At 40.4% G+C, this 1,168-nt stretch carries 2 protein-coding genes; one reads left to right on the top strand and one right to left on the bottom strand.

The genetic code is table 11. The features are described from left to right. Positions 1–324, top strand: a 324-nt coding sequence (locus AB5217_RS24900; RefSeq protein WP_368117406.1) for a DUF6040 family protein, incomplete at its 5' end; no start/stop codon positions are given. A gap of 605 nt (positions 325–929) precedes the next feature. On the opposite strand, the gene AB5217_RS24905 is transcribed toward AB5217_RS24900, so the two are convergent. Beyond that, positions 930–1,112 carry a hypothetical protein gene (locus tag AB5217_RS24905; protein ID WP_368117407.1) on the bottom strand — a complete coding sequence of 61 codons (183 nt, stop codon included), beginning with the start codon at positions 1,110–1,112 and terminating at the stop codon, positions 930–932. Positions 1,113–1,168 lie beyond the last annotated feature (56 nt).

The raw sequence follows: 1,168 nt of genomic DNA on the forward strand, positions 1-1,168 counted from the left end.
CAATTGGGTGATATGGTTCCACATCCTGTTGCATCTATGGTTATTCACTGTCTTCTCTGGATACTGATGATTTTACTGCTTGGTGTCGGAAGTATTTCTTTACTTGCAATTTGTGCTATAAAAGGTTGTAAGCATTATGCGAACCAGTACGCTGACACAATCAGTCTTTCTGTCTGGTTGCTAAGCCTGGCATGCCTGATATGGTTTGGAGATTTCATACGGAATTTTATTCCCATCAATCTGGTTGTGCTGCTGTTCCTGATTCATACACTTTATCTTGGAATCAGAGCATATCTAAAACGAAATTGGTACAGGTTTCGATAAACACACAAACATACGTATTTTGTTGATTTCTCCTCTAATACTGTCAGTTTTAAAATTGACAGTGTTAAATGTCATATGCTATACTGGATAAGCTACCACCCCTAGACAGGTAGAGAAAGGGGGGTGCCATATGAGTGAATTTCTATCGTTTATACTTTCTGTCCTGGCGAGTGTAGTTGCCTACTACATCTGCAAATGGTTGGACAAGAATGACTGGTAGCAACCTTGGGTTTAAGCCACCCACCCAAAACGGCATAAAAACCCCCACGAGTTCGCACCTCGTGGGGGTTTTGTTGTGCCATATGAGCACTTTCTATCGTTTTGCCTATAGGCATTATAGCATATGACCATAAGCTTTTCAAGTATCCCCTAATTGTCTCTTTTTCAAACACAATCTTCGTTCTGCAGTCTGTAATTGTCAGATAATAAAAAACGGACAGGAATTGACACTTGCACCGCTCCAATTGCTGTGGGTTATCTTATTCCTGTCCTAAAAGTTTGCGCTAGCGCCGCTCCAATTGCGACGAGGCCACCTTACTTCTGCAGTTATTTTACAATAGCTTATTTCTGTCGTCAAGAGGACTGTTGAAATTAAAATTGAAAGTCTAAAAGTAGTTGTTGCCTTTTACGGATTCCAGATACATCCGATCCGTCATTTTTTGTGGGTCTAACAAACTGTAGTATTCACTGGCTTTCATTTTCTTCTTATGCCGGAAATAAGTCGATTCACTCATTCCAAGAATGATTTGCGTCTCCTTGTCCCCTTTTTCTTCAATCAGCAATATCACATCTGAAAACCGGTATGCATCTGCTGTGTAGTTTCCTTGTTATTGCTCCTTTAACG

The organism is Bacteroides sp. MSSM.1001136sp1_RTP21357st2_D2_RTP21359_211015 (assembly GCF_040913205.1).
GTDB lineage: Bacteria > Bacteroidota > Bacteroidia > Bacteroidales > Bacteroidaceae > Bacteroides > Bacteroides ovatus.